Consider the following 19,977-nt stretch of genomic DNA (forward strand, 5'->3'; position numbering starts at 1 on the left):
TTAATATTTGATTTTTTCATTGGTCGTATGGAACCTCGCATTAATCAAGCACGGTTTAATCATCACTATTTTACTTTCCCGTGAACAGGCTAAATCTTAAAGCCTGCGTGCTGGTTAAGGATTCCATGCGGCCATATACGGTATATATCTTTGGTGTAATGCCGTTGTCATTGAGCCGTCGCAGGGCGGTATACTGACCGGGCACTTTCGTACAAGCATAATAGATATGAGAACCTAACCATATAAAACCTGTATTTCCCGATTGCACAGTTTTCGCCGGAATGCTGGAAGTCGCGTCTGCCCAGTTACCATCATTATACAGTACACTAAGCACCCTGGTATCAGCGTTGAATTTGTAAATGGTATTGAGCGCGTTACCGGCGTAATCGGCCGAGCGTGTCACGATCAGCAGGCTATTGCCATGGGAAGGACTGGTCACAATACAGACAATGCTCGTAGCCGGATCAGTCAGATCAAGCGGGATGGTCTCACTAACGGTACCGCCCCTACGTCTATACCGCACGCCCAGCACATCAGTAGGGGTATAGGGATAACCCCGCGAGCCAACGGAGATATAAAAGATATAATCCTTTCCAAATTGCTGATTGTAAGCAGATGAATCACCGAACACGTTCCGCTGTAATGTCAGCGAAGGCGCGGACTGCGACACATCACCTGTATAGTAGTCATCACTCATACCCATTTTGATATAGATCATATTACCGTCCATGGCCAGTTGTTGAATGGGCGAATAGTGGACCAGCCGAAATATGGCAGGCTTGCCGGGAACCGGGTAAAATTTAGTGTACAGTCCCGGAGCGTCAAAGGTTTTGCTCCAGATAGCAACAGGCGCAGCATATGCCCCGGCATCCGATAATTTCATCAGGCTATACTGTGCCGGGAACGGATAGGCAGACGAGGTCAGGTAATAAGCATTGTGTTGCAGATCATTCACCACAAAATTGTCGATTGCATAATAGGGCGAACGAAGCCCCTCCGGATAATAAGCGGTATTGCGCCACCAGATCGTATTAGGAGCAAACAAAGGTTTATCAACGCTGTAAAGGACGTTGCTTTGCGGCAGCCGGGAGTTGGCGAGCCCCTTGTTAAAGTTTGCTCCGGTTAACTTCCCCGGGAAATCGCGGTCACCCGGATCCGTGATCGAATAGTTTGGCGTCATCCAGTAGAGACTCCCATCTTCCAAAGGATTTACCTTGTTGATCGTAAGCTGAACAGACGTTGATGTAAGTCCGCCTGATGTTACCTGCACCGGCCCGGTGTATGAAAGATCCGGCACTACTACCCGCAGTTCCGTAGGAGTAGCATTGATGATTTTTCCTACGTAAGTGCCGTTAAACAGGATCGAGCTCTGGTCGTATGGCGTACCAAAATTTTTTCCTGTTACGATAATGGTATCTCCTTCATAAGCGCTGGCTGGCGTGATAGACAATATTGATGGCTGTAAGAAGCCGGCTATAGTGATGGGTTGATCGAACTGCGTTGCCTGTCCTCCTTTAAACCCAATGGACAGCATACCGTTTTGCGCGCCTTGGGGCACCACTACAGACAACTCGCCAGACGAGGCATTGATGACCGGGAACAAAATGGATGCAACCGATACCAGATTCGTAGCTGGCGTGGTACTGAAGTTAGTGCCTTTGATGAACAAAGTGTCTCCAATTTGCAATCTATTTTTGCTGATGCTGCTGATGGTAACTACCGGTACGGTCGTGTTTTCCTTTTTTTTGCAGGCAGTCAACAATAACAACAGTAACCATACTGGCAATACGATCCTGGCTGTCTGGTAAATAATGATCTGTATCATAGTTGATAGTATAGTTGAGAACTGGCTAAAGCGTTACGGAAATCGAGATAAGCATCTGAATTAAAGTATACATACGGCTTAAAGTAACCGTTGTCTCCTCTATACGGAGTACCAGGTAATAAACCCATGAGATAAATCGTACCCGAGTTGCCGCCGGTGAACGGCAGCGAGATCGGACCATTATTTGCTCCCGTCTGGAAAAGCGGTGTAGTGGCCCCTGCGGCCGTTACATACAAATTCTGTCTGACCAGGCTGGCCTTAAAACTGATATAGTCTGTCGCTTGCCCATAAGACACTGCAGATGCGATAACGGGCCCGGAAGGACTGCCAGTGTGTACATCCACCAGGGTGGCCCCTCCCATGATGTTCACGATGCGCAATTTGAAGAGCTTGGGATCGGGGCTCTGATCATTCTCCAGTACCAGGTGTCCCACTTTACTGGCAGATTGCAGATCCGGTAACAGGCAAAGTGAATATGATAACCCTGATTCGAAATTATAGTTGAAGCGGTCGTAAACAGGCGTAAACGTGCCGCTGGGCATGACATTTACAACATATGGCCCGGCCGGCATCACCGGCGTGGTTGCAATACGTTGCAGCATACCGGCCGCGAAGTCCCCTCCCTGGCTACGGGTCATGGCAAGGCCTATATCTTCTTCATCCTGGTTCATTGGGTTTGTTGGCCAACGGATCACTTTCACTCTGGCCTGGTTCAATTGCACATCAATACCAAAAAACTTCCCTACCGGGGTAACGAGGAGACCAGGCACATTGAAGGCGCCATTGATCACTGTTACCTGCGCGCCGTTAATGCTGCTGTAGCTGAGATTGGAAAAGATGAGCTCACGCAAACTGGCCGGCACGCCATCTTCCACTACAAAAAGCCGGGGGCGGGGCTGTTTTCCGAAAAGGAAATTCGTGAGGTCACCTACCGCGAAGAAGGAATAATTTTTACCATCCCGTAGTTGAAAAGGCAGGAAAGTTAGCCACGCATCAGCCCCCCATCCCCTGCTGATGCGTAATGAAAGTTTCTTTAATCCTTGTTGCGTGGTATTATAGGCATCGCCTATCCTGGTGGGTTGCCCCCCTTGCGGTTCGAGGGTCGCCGATGTGCCCTGCCCCATATCCGGCGATACGATGAGCTTTGCATTGGAAGGGCCGGCCAAACAGTTAAAGAACCGGATGCCTGTAGTACCGGCAAAGGGATGATATACATCTTCCGGGAAAAATATGAGCTGGGGCACCACATTGTTCTTTGGTGAAGAAGTAGTATCGTAAGCAGCGTAGCTAACGAATACAATGTAACTGGTATTGGGCACAAACTGGAAAGTGCCATTACCCGGCAAGCTGGCAAAACGGGACTGCAAAACAGGATCGTAGATCTTTATCAACTTGCTGTTGGGTTGTGCGGTGTTCAGGTTGAAAGCACTGGACGAAGAGTAATACTTACTGAAACTATATTGCTTTACATTTTCCCTCATCAACCCATCTACAGAAAGCGACAATGAATCATTATAATCAAACGTGTTAAAGAAATGGAACCGGGAAGGCACTTCCGGTATAGAGTCCAGGTTCGTGAACAAACGGGCTTTCCGGCACCCCGTCAGGGTAGTTCCGATGCTTAGCCCCGCTACTAGTATCATTACCAGTATTCCCCAGGTGATGCCCGTTTTCAGCCATTGTGTACGATACCGCTTCATATATCCTAATTTTTCAAATTGAAGTTGGAATGCTTGATCATAAAGAGCTTTATTCCTTTGGGGGTATTACCCGCATTGAGCAGACCAGCAGCTATGATCGTATAAGTACCCGGAGCCGGCAAAGCAGGGAATGGCGGCTGCAACGCAGCTATTTGCCGGCCCGCCAGCGTATCGGTTCGCGCGTTGCTCAAACGCGCGGCGAACCTGACCGGTGGCCAAATAATACCATCATAGCTTTTCCGGTTATTATTGGTCAATGCTTTATAGGCCACATCATCATCCACCATCCTGATCTCCTGGTCTGGTGCCTGGGAAGTGTTTACGGTAAAGAACATGTTTCCTGCATCCGGGGAAAGATTCAATACACCCACATTGGCGATTTGAGCCATATCGCCCGTATAGTCCTTGTCTGAAATAATATTGCCGACTGGCAATACGAAAGAAGTTCCTGTAAGATCAGAAAGGTAATAACAGGTAATATTGGAGAGGCGAAATACCTGAGTATTGTAGGTATACAACCGTTGGTCTTTGCTGCTGAACGTAATCGTTACATTTCCTGCCGGTACTGTTTGCGGTATAGAATATTGCCCGAATAGCAAACCGGGTACGTCAGTACTTCCACCATTATAACTGATATTCACCGTTATATTCTGCTGATTGGGATTGGCGTTCACCACCTGTATCTTACCAAAGTTATCCAATTGGCCAGCTCCGTATAGGCGGTCCAGTGATACGGAGTAAATATCGCCAATGACCATGATGGTGTAACACCCACCAGCGGCAAAGGGATAGCTGCCAATATTCTGTAACTGGACCGTACTGGGATTAAAGTAACTGCCTAAGCCCGGGAACAGCTGGTTATTCGGGTACCAGGCTGTTGAGATCGGCGATAAGCCAAAGGCACGCACAAGATCGTTCATAGGCCCGGAGTTATTGATATAACGGCCATCGGTAAGGTTATAGAGCTGAAACTTCATAGTACCATATTCCATTTCGTAGTACTTACCCATGCTTCCAAAAGCGACATGACCGTTGCCCGGCACATCGGAGCTGTCCGCATACCGCATGGATACCTCGTATTTTTTCCCGGCAGAATTTAGTGGACTGGTACGTCCCTTGTCAGTCATCGCGTAACCAAAATTGATCACGCGTATCTTGAACTTACCTGGCGCCGGCGCTCCCGGATCTGCTGTTGCCACCGGGATATATGTGGAGCCGGGTTGCTTGTTATCATCATAAAAGACAAGCATATTCGTGCCGCTTTTAGCAGGTACGCTGATCGTTTTCTGGTACAACACCAAAGAATCAGGCGGCCGTTTCACCACCGGCGTATCGTATCCATAATGATAATGGGCCAGCTTCAAAGTAAAACTGCCGCCACTTCCCTGCAAACCCACTTCCGGTGGCACGCCAAAGGATACGCCATTGCGGGCATTCGCGCCCTTGTACGGGATCAGCGAATCATTCAGGTACAACACATAACCATCACTCTTTCCTTTATCGCTTATATCCGGCAACAGGTTGTAAATACGCAGTGTATCCAATTTACCGCTGGTAATGGGTTGATAAGTTCCAAGATCATGCTCCTGTTTTTTGCAGCTGGTCAGTAACCAAACTACAACAGCAGACATGCAGATACTTCGTATGAGCAATCGTTCCATATTCATTTAAAATGTATATTTCAATCCGAGCGTATATACCTGACCGTAGTTATATGACCTTCGCAGGTACGATCTATTATCTATTCCAAATGTGTGTCCATCGCCTGCATTTGCATAATAGAACCGGGTAGCTTCATTCAACGCATTCTTTACAAATGCCTTGAACTCCAGTCTTTTTATGATCCGCTGCGACCATACAATGTCCAGGGATGCCGCTGGATATTCATAGATATTGGGCGAACCATCGGAATTGATGTCTGACAAACGTTTACCAGTTTTATTATAGAGCAGGTTTAACTGCGTGCCCCATTTGGGATAATCGAAATCAATGTTGATATTATAAGCAATCCCTGGCTGGTCCACCAATGGACGGATTCTGGAAGCATTACGGTCCAGCAGGCTGAGTATATAATATTCGGTGGAATCGATAATTGTCTCGCTTTTTGCCAGCATCAGGTTGGCGCCGATATAGAGGTATTTACCGATGGGGAATAACTGTTGCAGGTTCTTCCTCACCTCCAGCTCAACGCCGTATACCCTTCCTTGAGAAGGATTATTCCGGAAGGTGACAAAACTGTTCGTAAATCCATATGGATCAATAACGCCATTGGTATATACACGTTCTATCTGGTGGTCCACCGTTTTATAAAAAGCCGATGCGGAGATCAGTTCATCGCTCCCGATGAACCAATCTGTGCGAAAATCATAGTTGGAAAAGATCCCATTTTGCAAATGTTTATTACCGTAGATGGTCAGCTGTTGTATGGGATCCCGTTGCGCAGACAGAATGATCTCATTCATCTCCGGGCGAATCAGTGTTTTACTATATGCCAGCCTGAAGTTCAGATCCTTCAGGCCTTTGTAAATGACAGAACCTGAAGGCAGCCAGTTGTAAGTAAGATAGTCTGTCCTGTAAGCCCGGTCAAACAATTCCTGCGTCTTTACACCAGAGAGTTGTACAAAGTTGGTACCTGTGGTATCGGGGGTTGACAGGTAGCTGGTATTCTCCACACGCATCCCTCCTACCACGCGCCAATCCGGGGAAAGATGCAGATCGAACATGCCATAGAAAGCAGTGACATCCTGTTTGGCCTTGTAACTGTTGATAAATACGGTGCTACCGGGTACGACTGTCACACCCGCTTTAGGCACATATAAGTAGCCAGCTGTCAGCGGTCCCCCTTCCTTCAGATTCGCATATTCCACAACACCTATTGCATCGGGGCCGTTCCAGGCATAAAGGTCTCCATACAGACTGGTCAGTGTATTTGGGGCCTGGCTGTACCCGCCGTAATCATTCTGTACAGTAGCGCTGTTATCCGCGCGGTTGAACAACGACTCTGTGTAAGCTCTTTTACGGCCGAAATAATATCCGCCTGCTTTGAAGAATGAGATCGTATCGCGGCCTATTTTGAATGGTATCATCAGATCGGCTTTGTAATTGGCGTTCTGTTCGTTCATGTTCCGGTAATACCGGTCTGATGAGATATAATAGGTATAGGGATATTCTGACTGGATAAACAGGGCTTGATTACCTCTGCCAGTACCTCTCTCCGGATTGGGTACCCTGCTCAGGGAATCCACGCGCATACGGGAATCCCGGTAGTCTGGATCATTTTGGTTCGCCAGGGAGCGGCTGGCACTATAGCTCAATTGCCAGGGCCGCCATTTTTTTACCAGCCGGAATTTATGGTCGCCGCGCAGTTGAAAAGAGTTCAGTGAACGATAGGTACTCCGTAGTATGAAATTATAGATATGCTGATGATCCGGGAAAAATGGCATCACATTAGGGTCCGGTACTTTCAACGCGCCATTGATAACGCCGTCTTCCTGTGTAGCCGTTATTTCCGTGCCTCTGTTACCACTGTAGGTGAAGCTCAGTTCATTGAACCGGTTGAACCGGAAGGAAATTGTTGCTAATCCACCGAAATTGAGTTGCCTGTTGCCTGTGTTCTCTCTTAACTGGTATAGCGATAACAAGCGCAACTCATTCGGATAATTAATATTGGGCGCTCCCACACCGGGATTTACTGGTTCTTTTACTGTGTACAGGTTGTTTTCGCCATTGGGATTGGATTGCGAGCGGTTGTAATAATTAATGCCTAATACCAATCCAATTTCCTTCTGGTGTTTCAGCTTGTACCGGTTACCATAAGTAACGCTATAGATCTGGTCAGGGCCGTATTTTTCCGGTCGGGTGGCCAGGTACGGACTGAAACCTTTTTTCATCACCCGGTTGATCCGCATCGCTTCTTTATAGCTTATCTGGTTGGTATTACCCGCCTGAATGGCCTGGGTAAGCCCTGATAACATCGTGCCACTAGCGGTTGAAAATCCCCTTGCTGTATAATCGCTGATGAGATCTTTGTATTCTGGCGTCAGATTCTGTTCTTTCACGTGTTGTCCAAAGAAGCCCATCTTCGCGTCCGGAAAAGAATTGGCATATCCATAAAGGCCAATATTACCGTTGAAGCCAGTCTGAGCAGAAACAGACAGGAAACGGGTTTCCGGGATGGTACGTGTATGTATCTCTACTACAGCGCCGTTAGCGTCGCCAGGTTTATCGGGCGTGATGGATTTCTCTACAACAATATTTTCCAACAATTGAGCTGGGATCAGGTCCACGGCAACAGCGCTGCGGCTGGCATCTGCACCGGCCAACCGGGATCCATTCAGTTGTACGACCACATTCCGATCGCTCAATCCTCTCACGGTAATGTACTTTCCATCTTTTACAGTTACGCCTGTAACACGTTGCAGTGCCTGGGCGGTGGTGATGCTGGCCGATTTCTCAATTTGTACGGCGCCGATTGCGTCCTGGATATTGGCAGACTGGCGCCGCAATTCCAGGAGTGCCTTCTCTGTAGTAGCCCTGCGTGTGCCGGCAACACTTACGGCACCCAACATTCTGGATTCCTGCGTCATGCCAACAGATAACCGTTCCATTTGACGAGGGCGGAGAATGATATGCCGGGTTACCTTTTTCATACCGATGTATTGGAACTGGACAGTATATTCACCCGGTTTGATGAGAATAGTATATTCGCCGTTACTTCCGGTGATTACCGCCTGGTTGGTTTCCAGTACCCTGATCGTAACACCTGGCAATGGCTCCCTGCCGGCCGTGATAACGCCGGTGATGCCGCTGCTGATCTTCTCCTGAGCAGTAGTACGAACAGCCATCAATAGCAGTATCATCCAACACAGTACATTTGTCTGCAATACCATTGAATTTTTTTGTGGGTAAAGGAACATATAGCGGATAAATTTTAACGGCTCTGAATTTGATCAGTATTTTGTTTGTTGTGGGTCAAAGTTGCCCCAGGGTTTCGTCCAGTCCTCCGTACCAAATGCCCCGACATATTGCACGTTCTTATCAAAAAAAGGACTGTCGGAAAGCGATCCATAAGGGAAGGAAGCGCTGGAGAGTAATACGGATCCTGCTGCGGGTAGTAGCACCGGGTTATGCAGGCGGTTGTAGTCGACAAGGTTCCTAATGCCCAGATCATCTTTTGAACGCGAGAAACTTAATTGTCGCGTAGTATCATTCAGACTGGCGAAGAGCGATAGTTTCGGATCCCGTCGTATATCGAGGAAAGTACCGGACAATGTCCCCATATCCATTCTTCCCAACACACCACCCCGTTCCGGCAGTTCTGCAGCCGACGTCCCTGTTACAAAATTGTTTCTGAATGCGATGGTGTAAGTACTGGGCACCAGCTCATAGTTATTCCAGGCAAAAAGGGCAAAGGCACTTCGCCAACTCGCGGCAATGACGGAATTACAAATAACAACGCTTGTCGGCCAAACGGATGCCGAGCCATTTGTACTGAATGAGGAGCCAACCGCCACTCCGCTACCGGCGTTGCGCGTCACCGTAGGACCCGCGCCAGGTATGTTACGTGCATCCGGATTATATCCTACCAGGGTAAAATTGCTTAGTTGGTCCATATTGGAGGCATGTTCCATCACAGTGGTGATGCCGCTGGAGCGCCCCACATCTGATAAGTAAGGATCTTTTAATCCCAGGCCGAATTGCGCAGTAATGGCTCCGCCATACAGATGGAAATCGCTTCCCTGGCAGCCCAATGCGATAAGGTGGTGGATAAAACAACTAACAGGCTTAGCGACCCAGTCCTGAGTGCCTCTGAGCAAAAAGCCGACGTTGCCGCTGTAAGAAACCTGCAAATACTGGTAAGAACCGCCAGGAATCGGGAAAATAGTGAAAGCAGGCGCCTGATACCCGGCATATTCTACCCTTACGTATTGCAATATGCCGTTACCTGGGTTTATTGAAATACCCTTCCAGTCGCCGGGATAGCGGCTACCCGGTGGTTGGTCTGAAGTAAAAACAATCGGGTGTTCGGCCGTCCCCTCAAAATCCACATCCGAAGCGGTTAACCCGCCTCTTGTCTGTTTCTCTCCATAGATGACCGTACCCGGCAGGATGATGAGTTTGGACCGGAACTCCACATTGCCACGGAGCAGGTATTGTTTATCCGAAGTGAGGATAAAATTATCGTAATAAACGCCCTGCAACAAACTTACAATGGTATAAGATTGTTGGCTGGTAACGCTTTGGCCATGAGCGGTTACAGTAATCTTTCCCGATGTTGCCAGTAGCGGCGCAATCACCTGCAGGCGGTTAGGTGAAGCGGTGGCCACTTCTCCCGCCACGCCATTAAAAAGTACTGTGTTCTTTTCGGGGTCTGGATCAAACCCGCTTCCATAGATAGAGATAGCATCTCCTCCAACAAAAACAACTGCTCCAAACCCACTTATATCCAGTCTGGGGCCATCTTGACTGTCTTTTTTACAGGATGATAGCATTAAAACGGTGCCAGCTATAAACATCGATAGTAAACAAGCTTTCATATGGGCAGAAGAAATTTTTAGTTATAAGGGGTTTGTTGTGGCGTACAGTTGGTCCAGGAGTGTGTCCAGTCAATAGGCCCGAATGCGCCTCTGAAGACGGGCGTTTTATCAATAAAACCGTCCTGTAGTTCTTTATTTGCATATGTTGCGCCGGAAAGCAACACCGATGCACTAGCGGGTGTCATCACCGGACTTCCGATGTTTTTATAAAGCACCATGCCGACCATTCCTATTTCGTCATAAATCATTTTAGGATCGTCTGCTGTCACAAAAGGCGTGGCCAGCTGCAACTTCAAAGTATCGTTATAGGTATTGAAATCTTTTGCCTGCGCAGTGTTATCCGAAGAACCAAACCCCCACTGCGCACCGGTATTCTCCGGGCAGAATGTATAACCGCGCGCGGGAGCTACTTCATGGTTAAAGGTATTGCTGCTTGTAGCCAGTGTATACGTGACCGTAGTACGCCTGATCATAGATTCACCCTTCCCGTAAGCAGTCCATGCCATTGGGCCATCCAGCGAAATGCCCGCCAGCCAGGGCGCTGCAATCACAGCGTTGAACAACTGCAGCGTTCCATTCACTGCCTTACCTGTAACGGGATCATATCCGCCAATATGCACTCCCCTGCCCGATTGCCGGTTCAGGACATCATCATAATTCCTGGCACCCGGCCAATAGCCTGGCTGCTGAGAATTTGCGGCGCGAGCCAATCCATTAGCGCCTACCAAAGTAAGCTGACTGATGGTTGCCGGCCGGGAAGACTGTATCAACAGTCCATCGGCTCCAAACTGGTCTGCATACTGTGGATCTTTTAAACCCAGCAGAAATTGCCCAACTACCCGGCTATTACCGACAATAGCAAAATCATTGCCTGCACAGCCAAATGCTACCAGATAGTGCAAATAAATCACTGCGCCTGCGTCGCAACGGAATCCATCACCGCCGCTATAGGATGTTTGTACATAGGCTATCTTTCCGGCGTCAATGTTTCTACTCAGCCACAATGCTGCGCCGGCAACATTAGGCAGATGATAACCTGCATACTCAATACGCACATATTTCAATACGTCTGCTGTATTGTCTGTAGCGCTCAACATGATGCCTTTCCAATCTCCGGGATTACGCATCCCGATCGGTTGATTGGATGTAAATATGACGGGGTTATCCGCAGTACCATTTACCTGGAGCGTGGCCCCGTTGTCGATGATCAGTGCAGCCTGTGTTATTTTATCTGCTTGTATAACCGTGCCCGCTGCTATACTTAACGTGGCGCCCTTTTGTATATGTACATTTCCTTTCAGCAGGTACCGTTTATCTGAAGTCAATGCGAGATTGGCAGCCTGATTACCAGTAATGAGATTAGTAATATTGAATGGTTGATCAAAAGAGAAAGTCTTGCTACCTGTCTGCACCGTTACATTACCTGCTTTAACTCCTGCCGGCACCACTACTTTTAATACAGTGGAAGAAGCCATCACCACTTTTGCATCGGCGCCGTTGATCTTTACCAGATTGCCGTTTGCATCTGGCTGGAAACCTATTCCATAAATGCTGACGGTATCTCCCTGGACTGCTGTCAGAGGCTCTATTCCAACAATCCCATAGGAAATGCCTTGATCTATATTATTCTTGTCTTTCTTACAGGAACTCAATAGCCCTCCTCCAAAAAGAAGGAGCAGCAAAAACCGGTAAAAGTTTTTATGCATACTAAACCCTATTACATAAATGATGAAGTGCTTACAGCACTGCTGGCGGTCCCCTCTATATGTAGGTGCTAATTTTCTTTTGATCTCCTATCTGGTAACAATTTCTTTACATACGAAAACAGGTCATCACCAAAACACAGGCGGATAACAATTGGGCAAGCAGGGCGCGGATATCGCGATAGGAGTTCAGGAGTTGGTTCTGGACTGTTTTCTGGGTAATATTGAGTTGATGAGCAATGGCCTTGGTATTCAGGTTTTCTTCAAACCGTAACTGGAAGATCTTTTTCCGTTGGGGGGGCATGTTCTCTACAAAATGCCGGAAGGAGGCAATCAATTCGCGGGTCAGAAGCGGATGATCGGCTGCGCTGGATAACGGTAGCTGTTTTTCTGCAAGGGAATAAAAATCGTCCCTTACCTCCAGTTTGGCTACCAGTTTAAATACCTTGTATTTAACAGCAGTGGAGAGATAAGCATACAGATGTTGTATTTCGAGTTGTTCCCGGCGTTCCCATAAGCTGATAAAAACATCCTGGGTGATGTCCTGGCTTTGTTTGATATCTTTTAACCGGTCGTAGGCCTGCATATAGATCTTCCGCCAATATTTGGTATAGATCCGGGAAAACGCCTCATTGTTTCCCATTCTAAGTCCCTGGAGCAATACGTCATCATTGATTTCCTCCATGTACCCGATTTTAAATCAAATCTATTTAGCCAATGTTAACGCTATATGTTATTAATATTAAATTTAGGTGCCCAAGGGAATTTAACACCTCAGAAATAATACTGGTGGATGAAGTATTTTTTGTTGAGCAGGTTATTCACCGTTTTAAAAACATGAAAATGTAACAAGCTATACGCCTATATCATCACCGCCCCCGTAATCATTCCCATATACACCCACAACCCCAACCTCGCCCGCAACACCCGTAACGCCCCTTTTACATGGCTTCTCACTGACTGTTCGCTCAACTCTAAACGAGCCGCTATCTCTTTATATGAAAGATTTGCCTTCCGGCTCAATTCAAACACCTGCCGCATTTTAGGCGGCAATGACTGTATCTCTTTTTCTATGATCATGGCCAGTTGCCGCTCACGGGCCAAATGGTCCGTCACCGCTTCTGCCGCAATATCAACAGCTGGTAACGATGACAGAAATTTACCTTCAACAGATCTATGGGCAACAATATTCAGGATCCTGTTTCTTACCGATGTATAGAGGTAGCTGGAAAAATTGGAAGCAGGTGTAAGGCTTTCCCGGTGGCTCCAGAGATGAGAGAACAGTTCCTGCACAAGGTCTTTGGCTTCATCCTTGTCCCTTAACCTGTGATATGCATGTAAATAAAGCAGGCCAAAATAACGTTCATATATTTTGGCGAAAGCTTGTTGATTGCCGGACCTGATCAGATCAACCAATTCGAGATCGTTCATGCAATCAAATTCTGCCATGATTAAGTTCATCCCGCGGAAAATAAAAGGTTTAGCTACTTTTAAAGCTACATAATAATTTATCAATATCAAATCAGGCTCCCGCCTGCAAACATGACCATGTTGGCTGCCTGGTGGTATTATCCGCTGTAATTATAGTACTTACACTCCGAAAATAATTTTATTTTTTTTACCCCCCTACCTCCTCTGTTACCTGTCTATACAATAACAAGACGAAAAACTTCTATGCAGGCACCAGAAATAACGGATCTACTGGAAAAATATAAGAATGGCACCATCACTGAGGAGGAGCTGGCCATACTGGAAACCTGGTACCTGAAATGGAATCCAGAACCGATGGATATCTCCCCGGAAGAACTGGAATCGCTCAAAGAAGAGGTATGGTATTCATTAGACCAGGAAGAAGCAAAACCTGGTACCTGGCGACCCTGGAAACAATTGGCTGCTGCCGCCGCAGTGTTCCTGTTTATGACTTCCGCATTGTACTTCCTGGGTATCAGGCATGTAAACGGTCCTGGTAGTACAGATACTCATACTTTACGAAGCTTAGCTGGTGAATTTAAGCCGGGTGGCAACCGCGCCACGCTTACCCTCTCCAATGGACAGCAAATCGTATTGAAGGAAGCACAGAAGGGGAAGCTGGCAGAAGACGCGTCAGTAGACATAAACAAAGCGGCAGACGGTGAGCTCGTATATGACCGTCCAAAGCAACAGGGAAGCGCTCAGCCCGTGCTGAATATTTTATCCACTCCACGGGGCGGGCAATACCATCTCACCTTGTCAGACGGTACACAGGTCTGGCTTAATGCCGCTTCCTCTATCACTTACCCGGTTGCATTCAAGGGACAAGAACGAAGCGTGACAGTAAGCGGTGAAGTTTATTTTGAAGTGGCCCATCAGGAGGAACAACCGTTTAAAGTGCATACAGGCAGACAGGAGATCACCGTATTAGGCACTCATTTTAATGTGAAAGCCTATCCGGACGATCCTGATATCAGCACAACGCTGCTTGCCGGCAGTGTAAGGGTGACCAATACCGCAACCGGTACTACCGGCGTGCTGAAGCCTGGACAACAGATCCGGATGATGAATGCCGGCGGACCGATGGATATAAGTCTTGTGCATGCGGAAGATATCATATCATGGAAGAACGGTTATTTCCTGTTTGACAACCAAAACATAAGAAGCGTCATGAAAGTAATAAGCAGGTGGTACGACGTAGATATCGAGTATAAAGACATCTTGGGAAATGAAAGATTTGGAGGCACTTTTTCACGCACATCTAATATGCAGGAAATTCTTGCAAATCTGGAACGAATCGGCCATGTGCATTTTCAGCTCTTTCCCGGGAAAGTAGTTGTAACAGCAAAGATTCGGTAATGAAAGTTTATACGCCTCAAAGTCTGAATGCCGGAACAACATTTACAAATCATCTAAAAAAGAGACAACATGAAAAAATAGAACTAACACATCTCCACGTTGGATCGCCCGGAAAAACCAGGAACGTCGGAAGCGTCCCTGGTTACTAGCCAGGCATCCTGATTAACGCTGTATCATAACATTAAAGTAAACCTGACAACCAAATGTATAAAAAATTTACTGAATTACTGTTCAGAAGGCACTTGTATGCCTGGACCAATTTCCACTTGAAAATGAAGTTCACTGTCGTTTTAATAGTAGTAGCCATTATCCAGTTAAAGGCTGAGACCTTTGCCCAGAAGGTCTCCATTAACGTTAATAACGCCAAACTGACCGAAGTGATCGCCCAACTCAGGAAACAGACAGACTATGATTTTCTCTATAATAACGACATAATAATACATGTAAGGCCGGTCACCATGACGATGAAGAACGCAGACCTGCGGGAAGTGCTGGACAAGTGTTTCAGCGGACAGCCGGTCAGCTACTCAGTTTCCAACAAGACAGTGCTGATTATGGCAAAGCCAGCCCCCCAGCAGGACAATAACATCCCTGCCTCCAGGGAGCAAAAGCAGCGGATAAATGGCACTGTCACGGATTCAGTAACAGGTGAACCGCTGATAGGCGCTTCGGTTGTAATTGAAGGAACATCCCTCGGCGCCAATACCGATGACAAAGGCGCTTTCTCCCTGGATATACCAGGTCCGAATGCCGTATTGGTTATTTCTTACGTAGGTTACCAGACGCAAAAGATCCCGGTAGGTGGACAGGCTATCCTGCATGTACGGCTGGCCCAGTTGAATGCCAGACTGGATGCGGTGGTAGTAGTAGGTTATGGAACCAGAACAAAAGGCGCCATCACCGGCGCTATCTCTACTGTAAAGTCTGATGTGTTTGAAAGCAGACCATTAAACAACAGCTACGATGCCTTGCAGGGAACCATACCAGGCCTCACCATCACAAAGGCCAGTGGTCAGCCAGGCAGCACTACCTATGGCTTCCAGGTCAGGGGGTATTCATCGGTGAATGGTAACGACCCATTGGTGTTGATTGACGGTATTCCAGGGGATATCAATACAATTAATACCAATGACATTGCAGAAGTAACGGTGTTAAAAGATGCTGCTGCCGCCATATATGGCGCAAGGGCCGCCAACGGTGTGATCATTGTAAGCACCAAGCGTGGTAAAAAAGGTCCCCCTTCTATAACATACACTGCCAATATTGGTTATAAAAAACCTACCTATCTAAGGAAAATGCAGAATACCATGGAATTTGCCAGATTCATGGATGAAGGATTGCGCAATGCAGGTTTAAATGGTTTCTCTCAGGAGGTGTTTGAAAAGATTGCGGCCAATGCACCACCTGACCCCAACGGCTGGAACTATGGCGTTACCAACTATCCCGGGTTTTACGGGTATACGGACTGGAATAAGGTGATTTATAAAAATGCCATACAACAGATTCATAATATCAGCGTTTCCGGCGGTGGGAAGAATAACAGTTACCTGTTGTCCGCCGGTTATAATTGCGATAACGGCATTGTGCGTTTTGGAGAGAATAAATCCAACAGCTACAATCTCCGCCTTAATTACGATTTCCGGCTCAGTGACCACTTTACCGTGGAAACGAGTTCCTACTTCGACAACAGAGCAGTAGTTACCCCTACGTTGCTTGGAAGCGCCTTGACAAACGTCACAAGACAGTTCCCCTATCAGCCTGTTTACAATAAGATAGGGCAGTTCTACGGGTACCAGGGATATGAAGGCCCTGCCCAATACCTGGAGGAAGGCGGTACACAATTAAGTAACCTGTCCAGGTTCGGGTCCAACATTAAAATAGATTACACCATTATCCCGGGTCTTAGGCTCACCGGACAGGCTGCAGTAAGGTTCGACTATCAGAATGGCAGCACTACCAACCGCACTATTACCCGCCATAACTGGGAAGGAGGTGTGCAGGACGTACGTAATACGCCCAACTCCGCTAATTATAGCAATGACAAGATATTAAATAAGTTGTACCAGGCTTACCTGGATTACAATAGGAAATTCGGACAGAACCACAGCATTAACTTTACCGGCGGCGCCTCCCTGGAACAGACCCGGAAAGAAGGGCAGTCCACAAACGGGTATAATTTTATCAGTAACGATATTTTTACTTTAAACCTGGCAGACAGGACCAAGGCCGCTTTCGCAAACTTTACAGGATACCTGAATAACCAGGCCCTGGGCTCTTATTTCGGCCGCTTGAGCTATACCTTCAAAGAGAAATTGATTGTAGACTTTACGGCGCGTGTGGATGGAAGCTCCAAATTTTCACCGGAAAAGCGGTGGAGTGCAATATTCCCATCCGCAGCATTGGCCTATAATCTTTCAGAGGAAAGCTTCATCAAAAAGATGAATGTATTTGACCTGCTAAAGCTGAGATTATCCTATGGTAAGATGGGGAACCAGGAAATAGGGACATTGGGGCTTTATGACTATATCCCGCTCATTAACGTTAGTGGTAACTACCCGATAGGTTCTCCCAATGCCGGTCTACCGGGTGCAAACGCCAACCCTGCATCTTCCACCAGGACCTGGGAAACCATTGAAACCCGTAATATTGGTATTGACGTTGCTGCGCTGCAATCCAGGCTTTCCTTCTCCTTTGACTATTATAACAAGATCAATAACGATATGCTCGTAAATGTGGCCGTCCCTGCGCTGTTTGGCGCTACTCCGCCTTCCACCAACCAGGGTAAGCTGGACACTAAGGGCTTCGAAGTGATAGTGAATTGGAAAGACCAGGTGAAGGATTTCAGGTACAGCATATCCCTGCAGCTGAGCGATAGTAAGAATAAGCTGGTGGAACTAAAGAATACAGATAGTTACGGAGAAGGGCTTAACCGATTCAGACAAGGGTATCCCATCTACTCTTATTTCGGTTATGTATATGATGGCATTATCAAAACCCAGGAGCAGCTGGATAATTACAAAAAACTCCAGGGAGTTCCTGCCCGTATTTCTATCGGGGATGTAATGTATAAAGACGTGGATGGTGATGGGAAGCTCACAGCATTCGGTGACAAAACCAAAGGACTGTCGGGTGATATGGTGTATTTGGGCAACCTCACTCCCAGGTATACCTATTCCGCTAACTTCAACCTGGGATACAAAAATTTTGACCTGCAGATTTTCCTGCAGGGCGTTGGAAAACGCAATGTGATTTACGAGGGGCCATTTAGTCAGCCCAACACATTTTTCTGGCCAACACTGGAATATTATTACGGCAAAACGTGGTCGCCTGACAGACCCAATGCCAAATATCCCCGCTACCTGCCAGGGAATTTAGGCTATGATGACGTGAAGAATTATAACTACCGCGCTTCCGACCTCACATTGCAGAACGTGGCCTACCTGCGGTTTAAGGTGATCACATTCGGTTATACCATTCCGGAAGCCCTTACAAAAAGGGCCAGGATCAGATCGGTCCGTATCTACTTCAGTGGGCAGGACCTGTTTACCTTTTCCAAAGGCACTCTGGGCGGGAATTTTGACCCGGAAGACGGTTATCGTAATGAAGGTACCTATCCCTTCAACAAAGTGTATTCACTGGGTTTAAATGTAAAATTTTAATCGAAGCATTTTATGAAATTTGCACTATCACATTATAGGATAACATGTTTGTTCCTGTGCGCTGTCACCTTCTATTTCTATAGCTGTAACAAGGATCTTAACCTGGTATCGCAGGACAGTATCACGGACGCCACTTTCTGGAAAACAGGCAATGATTTCAAGCTGGCGTGTAACAATCTGTACAATGGCCTGGACCGATTTGGCGAGGAAGATACGGAATCGGATATCGCTTTTAATGTTCCTAATTCTGTCAGTAACGGCAATCTGCAGCCAGTAGAAACCTCCGGACAGTGGAACACCAGCTACGGTTATATCAGGTCTGCAAACACTATTATCGAAAAAGGAGCCGGCGCGGCTGATAAGGATATAAAAAGATATGTAGCGGAAGCAAAATTTTTCAGGGCCTGGTACTACTGGAAATTGTTGCGGATTTATGGTGGTGTCCCCCTCATTACCAAAGTGCTGTCCACGGGCGACCCTGAATTGTTTACGCCGCGCGCCACTCGCATGGAGACTACTGACCTGATCCTAAAAGACCTGGATGAAGCTACAGGTGATTTGCCCCTGCAGTCTGACCTTTCCTCTCCCGATATCGGCAGGATAAGCAAAGGCGCAGCGCTGGCACTGGCAGCAAGGGCGGCCCTTTTTGAAGGTACCTGGGAAAAATTCCGTGGCCAAACCAGCGCCACCCAATACCTGGATAAGGCTATCGCCAGTTCCGGGGAGGTGATCAACAGTGGCGCCTATGCGCTATATACCGGCAGCAGCGCTCAGAGCTACCGCTACCTCTTCCTGGAACCGGGTAACGATTCCAAAGAGTCCATACTGGACAGAAGGTATGCTCGCAACATACTGGGACAAGACGCGCCCTATATGTACGACCAGGATGGCTATAACCCAACGCGGAAGCTGGTGGACATGTACCTTGACAAAAACGGACTGCCTATCACCGCCGCCGGTAGCTTGTTTCACGGCTATAGCACCTTCACTTCCGAGTACCAGGACAGGGATCCACGTATGACCATGACCATGATTATCCCCGGTACATTAACCAATAGGGTGTTCTATCCCATAAATAAGGTGGCCAACTGGCCGGATAAGCCCCAGCGAAACTTCAATACAGGGTATATCTTATATAAATATATGTCGGAAGATCCAGTGGCTAATAATTCTGGCCGCGCAGGAGATGCCAGCCTGTTTGATTTTGATCGTCACCTGATCCGCTATGCAGAAGTACTGCTGATCTACGCTGAGGCAGTATTTGAAAAGAATGGTTTCATCAGCGATAATGACCTTAACCTTTCTTTAAACAAGCTAAGGGATAGGGTGAATATGCCGCATCTGACCAATGCATTTATAACTGCCCATAGCCTGGACATGCGTACGGAGCTGAGGCGGGAGCGCACAGTTGAACTAGCCCTCGAAGGATTCAGGTATGATGATATCCGCCGCTGGAAAACAGCGGAGACAGAACTGCTGCAGGATGTAAAGGGAATTAAGATTACTGGTACCGATTGGGCTACACGAGCGCCTTATAGCGATCCTACCTACTTATCCAAAGTGGATGCAAATGGTTTCCTCATAGCGGAGAAAGACAGGAAATTCAATCCCAACAAGGATTATCTGCAACCGCTACCTACAAAGGAGGTAGCTTTTTATACCGCTAATGGCAAAACACTCGAACAGAATCCCGGTTGGTAATGTTTCATAAAAACACACCAGTAC

Annotated in this window: 11 protein-coding genes; 3 read left to right on the forward strand and 8 right to left on the reverse strand. The window is 47.3% G+C overall.

The features are described 5' to 3' along the window. Positions 1-70: 70 nt before the first annotated feature. The 8 genes from UNH61_RS17160 to UNH61_RS17195 all read right to left on the reverse strand — a co-directional run bounded on the left by UNH61_RS17160 (position 71) and on the right by UNH61_RS17195 (position 13,213). Complete coding sequence (locus UNH61_RS17160; RefSeq protein ID WP_326993202.1) at positions 71-1,825, reverse strand: IPT/TIG domain-containing protein; 1,755 nt, start codon at positions 1,823-1,825, stop codon at positions 71-73. Then, positions 1,822-3,525, reverse strand: a complete 1,704-nt coding sequence (locus UNH61_RS17165) for a hypothetical protein (RefSeq protein WP_326993203.1) — start codon at positions 3,523-3,525, stop codon at positions 1,822-1,824. Before UNH61_RS17165 ends, UNH61_RS17160 begins: the two co-directional genes overlap by 4 nt. 5 nt (positions 3,526-3,530) lie before the next feature. Then, a complete protein-coding gene (locus tag UNH61_RS17170) occupies positions 3,531-5,186 on the reverse strand; it encodes a hypothetical protein (RefSeq protein ID WP_326993204.1) in 1,656 nt (551 codons plus the stop codon). Between the two features lie 6 nt (positions 5,187-5,192). Continuing rightward, positions 5,193-8,414 (reverse strand): TonB-dependent receptor, encoded by a 3,222-nt coding sequence (locus UNH61_RS17175; protein WP_326993205.1) that lies wholly within the window; start codon positions 8,412-8,414, stop codon positions 5,193-5,195. Between the two features lie 60 nt (positions 8,415-8,474). Next, entirely contained in the window at positions 8,475-10,061 is a 1,587-nt protein-coding gene (locus UNH61_RS17180; RefSeq protein WP_326993206.1) for an IPT/TIG domain-containing protein, read from the reverse strand. Positions 10,062-10,078: 17 nt separating this feature from the next. Then, on the reverse strand, positions 10,079-11,767 hold the full coding sequence (locus UNH61_RS17185) for an IPT/TIG domain-containing protein (RefSeq protein ID WP_326993207.1): 1,689 nt from the start codon (positions 11,765-11,767) through the stop codon (positions 10,079-10,081). 106 nt (positions 11,768-11,873) lie between these two features. Beyond that, positions 11,874-12,449, reverse strand: coding sequence for a sigma-70 family RNA polymerase sigma factor (locus UNH61_RS17190; RefSeq protein ID WP_326993208.1), 576 nt, complete (start codon positions 12,447-12,449; stop codon positions 11,874-11,876). A 176-nt stretch (positions 12,450-12,625) separates the two neighbouring features. Next, complete coding sequence (locus tag UNH61_RS17195; RefSeq protein ID WP_326993209.1) at positions 12,626-13,213, reverse strand: RNA polymerase sigma-70 factor; 588 nt, start codon at positions 13,211-13,213, stop codon at positions 12,626-12,628. A gap of 225 nt (positions 13,214-13,438) precedes the next feature. Between UNH61_RS17195 and UNH61_RS17200 the strand changes: the two genes are divergently transcribed. The 3 genes from UNH61_RS17200 (at position 13,439) to UNH61_RS17210 (ending at position 19,953) form a co-directional block, all read left to right on the forward strand. Further along, positions 13,439-14,593: a FecR domain-containing protein gene (locus UNH61_RS17200; protein ID WP_326993210.1), complete on the forward strand. Its 1,155-nt coding sequence runs from the start codon at positions 13,439-13,441 to the stop codon at positions 14,591-14,593. A gap of 272 nt (positions 14,594-14,865) precedes the next feature. Further along, positions 14,866-18,252, forward strand: a complete 3,387-nt coding sequence (locus UNH61_RS17205) for a TonB-dependent receptor (RefSeq protein ID WP_326993211.1) — start codon at positions 14,866-14,868, stop codon at positions 18,250-18,252. A 12-nt stretch (positions 18,253-18,264) separates the two neighbouring features. Beyond that, the gene (locus UNH61_RS17210) at positions 18,265-19,953 is read left to right on the forward strand and encodes a RagB/SusD family nutrient uptake outer membrane protein (RefSeq protein ID WP_326993212.1); all 1,689 of its coding nucleotides are present in this window, start codon (positions 18,265-18,267) and stop codon (positions 19,951-19,953) included. Positions 19,954-19,977 lie beyond the last annotated feature (24 nt).

The organism is Chitinophaga sp. 180180018-3 (assembly GCF_037893185.1).
GTDB lineage: Bacteria > Bacteroidota > Bacteroidia > Chitinophagales > Chitinophagaceae > Chitinophaga.

Coding starts and splice junctions, on each gene's coding strand:
- UNH61_RS17160 (WP_326993202.1), bottom strand. CDS start 1,825: ATGATACAGATCATTATTTACCAGACAGCCAGGATCGTATTGCCAGTA.
- UNH61_RS17165 (WP_326993203.1), bottom strand. CDS start 3,525: ATGAAGCGGTATCGTACACAATGGCTGAAAACGGGCATCACCTGGGGA.
- UNH61_RS17170 (WP_326993204.1), bottom strand. CDS start 5,186: ATGGAACGATTGCTCATACGAAGTATCTGCATGTCTGCTGTTGTAGTT.
- UNH61_RS17175 (WP_326993205.1), bottom strand. CDS start 8,414: ATGGTATTGCAGACAAATGTACTGTGTTGGATGATACTGCTATTGATG.
- UNH61_RS17180 (WP_326993206.1), bottom strand. CDS start 10,061: ATGAAAGCTTGTTTACTATCGATGTTTATAGCTGGCACCGTTTTAATG.
- UNH61_RS17185 (WP_326993207.1), bottom strand. CDS start 11,767: ATGCATAAAAACTTTTACCGGTTTTTGCTGCTCCTTCTTTTTGGAGGA.
- UNH61_RS17190 (WP_326993208.1), bottom strand. CDS start 12,449: ATGGAGGAAATCAATGATGACGTATTGCTCCAGGGACTTAGAATGGGA.
- UNH61_RS17195 (WP_326993209.1), bottom strand. CDS start 13,213: ATGGCAGAATTTGATTGCATGAACGATCTCGAATTGGTTGATCTGATC.
- UNH61_RS17200 (WP_326993210.1), top strand. CDS start 13,439: ATGCAGGCACCAGAAATAACGGATCTACTGGAAAAATATAAGAATGGC.
- UNH61_RS17205 (WP_326993211.1), top strand. CDS start 14,866: ATGAAGTTCACTGTCGTTTTAATAGTAGTAGCCATTATCCAGTTAAAG.
- UNH61_RS17210 (WP_326993212.1), top strand. CDS start 18,265: ATGAAATTTGCACTATCACATTATAGGATAACATGTTTGTTCCTGTGC.